At 67.6% G+C, this 2,989-nt stretch carries 2 protein-coding genes and 1 pseudogene; 2 read left to right on the forward strand and 1 reads right to left on the reverse strand.

The genetic code is table 11. The features are described from left to right. Window positions 1–1,367, reverse strand: a 1,367-nt coding sequence (locus ADBZ5U_RS15490) for an aconitase family protein (RefSeq protein WP_526811677.1), incomplete at its 3' end; no start/stop codon positions are given. A 158-nt stretch (window positions 1,368–1,525) separates the two neighbouring features. Between ADBZ5U_RS15490 and ADBZ5U_RS15495 the strand changes: the two genes are divergently transcribed. Then, window positions 1,526–2,083: an Rv1476 family membrane protein gene (locus tag ADBZ5U_RS15495; RefSeq protein ID WP_526811679.1), complete on the forward strand. Its 558-nt coding sequence runs from the start codon at window positions 1,526–1,528 to the stop codon at window positions 2,081–2,083. Window positions 2,084–2,302: 219 nt separating this feature from the next. Next, window positions 2,303–2,989 (forward strand): annotated as a pseudogene (locus ADBZ5U_RS15500) (NlpC/P60 family peptidoglycan endopeptidase RipA); the annotation flags it as partial.

Here is a 2,989-nt window from a genome sequence, read left to right on the forward strand (position 1 = left end):
TCGGCCGAACGCACCTGCACCGGCTTGCTCGGCCGGCCGGCCGAGCCGTTGGCCGCCGACGGCCGCATGTCGACCGCCCCGTCGTCGGCGAAGGACAGCGCCGCCGGGTCGCTGGCCGGGAAGGACTCCTCGACGGCCTCGTCGAGCTTGGTCTCCGGCGCCGGGAGGTTCTGGGCGACGTAGTTGTGGATGTCCTTGCGGAAGGCCGTCTTCGCGTCGGACAGCTCGATGCGGTCCTGCGGGCGCTTCGGCCCGGCGATCGACGGCACCACGGTGGACAGATCCAGTTCGAGGTACTCGGAGTACTTCGGTTCGTGCTCAGCGTCGTGCCACATGCCCTGTGTCTTGGCGTAGGCCTCCACCAGGGCCAACTGCTCCTCGGTGCGGCCGGTCAGCCGCAGGTAGTCGATGGTGACCTCGTCGATCGGGAACATCGCTGCGGTGGAACCGAATTCGGGGCTCATGTTGCCCAGGGTGGCGCGGTTGGCCAGCGGCACCTCGGCCACACCTCTGCCGTAGAACTCGACGAACTTGCCGACCACGCCGTGCTTGCGCAGCATGTCGGTGACGGTCAGCACGACGTCGGTGGCGGTCACCCCCGGGGAGATCTCACCGGTCAGCTTGAACCCGACGACGCGGGGGATGAGCATCGACACCGGCTGGCCCAGCATGGCGGCCTCGGCCTCGATGCCGCCCACCCCCCAGCCCAGCACGCCGAGGCCGTTGACCATCGTGGTGTGGCTGTCGGTGCCCACGCAGGTGTCCGGATACGCGACCCCGTCCCGGACCATCGTCACGCGCGCGAGGTACTCGATGTTGACCTGATGCACGATGCCGGTGCCGGGCGGGACGACCTTGAAGTCGTCGAAAGCGCCCTGGCCCCAGCGCAGGAACTGATAGCGCTCGCCGTTGCGCTGGTATTCGAGCGCGACGTTCCTCTCGTAGGAATCGGCGCCGCCGAAGTAGTCCAGGATCACCGAGTGGTCGATGACCAGTTCTGCCGGGGCCAGCGGGTTGACCTTCTCCGGGTCGCCGCCGAGTTGGGTCACCGCCTCGCGCATGGTGGCCAGGTCGACCACGCACGGCACGCCGGTGAAGTCCTGCATGATCACCCGGGCCGGGGTGAACTGGATCTCGATGCTCGGCTGCGCCGAGGGATCCCAGTTGGCGATCGCCTCGATGTGGTCTTTGGTGATGTTGGCGCCGTCCTCGGTGCGCAGCAGGTTCTCGGCGAGCACCTTCAGGCTGTAGGGCAGCTTCTCGGTGCCCGCAACGGCGTCGAGGCGGTAGATCTGGTAACTGTTGTCCCCGACCTCGAGGGTGTCGCGGGCCCCGAAAGAGTCCAGGGAAGAACTGGCGCTGCTCACATCAACTCCCGGCGTGTGCTGAACCCGCCAGATTGCGGGCAGGTCGGATATTAGCGGGGCGGACGCCGAACCGTACCGGCCGACCCCCGCAGCCCCAGTCTGGTCTCCCACGGCGCGTGCTGCCACCCCCGGGGCGCGGTCGCGGTACCGTCGGGCTCGTGAGCCCTCTGCCCGTGCTTGCTTCGATGCCCACGTTCATCCCCGTGGAGGTCTGCACCGCCGTCGGGCTCCCGATGTCGGCGCCGTTGGCCGACTGCATGTCCGCGGTGAAGGCGGACGTCGGTGAGGACGGAGTGGCCGCCCCGGCCGAGTACGTGCCCGGGTTGCAGAAGGTGGTGGCCGACGCCGGGCAGCGCGGTGTCGACCTCAAGGTCGTCGTTATGCAGGAGAGCCCGATCATCGACACCCCGTTGCGCGACATCGCCACCCAGGTCGGTCAGGCCCACCCGGGTTCGACGGTGCTGGTGCTCAGCCCCGGATGGGCCGGAACCTACAGTCCCGACTACGACCGGGTGCTGCTTGAGGCCGGGCAGGACGTGGCGAAGGAGGAAGGCGATCCGGTGCAGTCCGCGCAGAATTTCGTCGATCAGATGACGACGCCGATATTCGACTGGACCGCATTCACGATCTTCGTTGTTTTCGCCGTCGCCGCGGCCGCCTTCGCGACCCGGCTTCTGCAACGCTGGGGAAAACGGGCCGGCACCGCCAAGCGCTAGCCCATCCTGCGACTTCGCTGCGCGGGCACTGCTTGTGGCAATTCCCTTAGATCACTATTCGGTCACACCTGCGGAAATACAAACGTGTAATTATTTTCGCCGGTTTCTTCTGCGTTGACTGTGACGTACGGTGCAACTGTCACCAGTGTTATTGATGGTGAATATGGGGCTTTTGTTACTCATGTGACAAGTCGTTGGAGCACTAGGAGTCGGAGTCGAATGAGACCTTCCACCCGCGGTTCTGGTACTGCCGGCCGGGCTGCCCGGGCGGTGTGTCCGCTGACCCTCACCGTCGGGATGGCTCTGACCACCCCGGGCCTGGCCCAGGCCGAACCCGATCAGCAGCCCAACAGCGTGGCGGCCCTGGTCGCCGATGTGGCCGAGGCCAACCAGCAACTGCAGGACGTCGGCGCCCGGGTGCAGATGGAGCAGGAGAGCGTCAACAAGGCGATCGTGGAGGTCCAGGAGGCCCGGGACGCCGCCGCGGTGGCACAGGCTCAGATCGAGGTCAGCCGGCAGGCGCTCAAGGAGGCGGACGCGGCGATCGTCGCGGCGCAGGGCAAGTTCGACGACTTCGCCGCCGCCACCTATGTCAACGGCCCGTCCGCCTCGCTGGTGATGGCAAGCGCGCCGGAGGACGTGATCTCCAGCGCAGCGGCCGGGCAGAGTTTCGCGCTCAGCGCCCAGCAGGTGATGGCGAACCTGCGCCAGGCCCAATCCCGGGCGGTCGCCTCGGCTGCCGTTGCCCGGGAGGCCAAGCTCAAGGCCGACCGGGCCGTCGAGGGCGCCCAGGCCAGCCAGGATGCCGCGGTGGCCGCGCTGAGGAACGCCCAGGAGAACTTCCGTGCGCAGCAGGCCGAGATCGACCGGCTCGCCGAGCAGCGCAGGCAGGCCCAGCAGAAGCTC

It is taken from the genome of Mycobacterium sp., from assembly GCF_040398885.1.
Taxonomy (GTDB): domain Bacteria; phylum Actinomycetota; class Actinomycetes; order Mycobacteriales; family Mycobacteriaceae; genus Mycobacterium.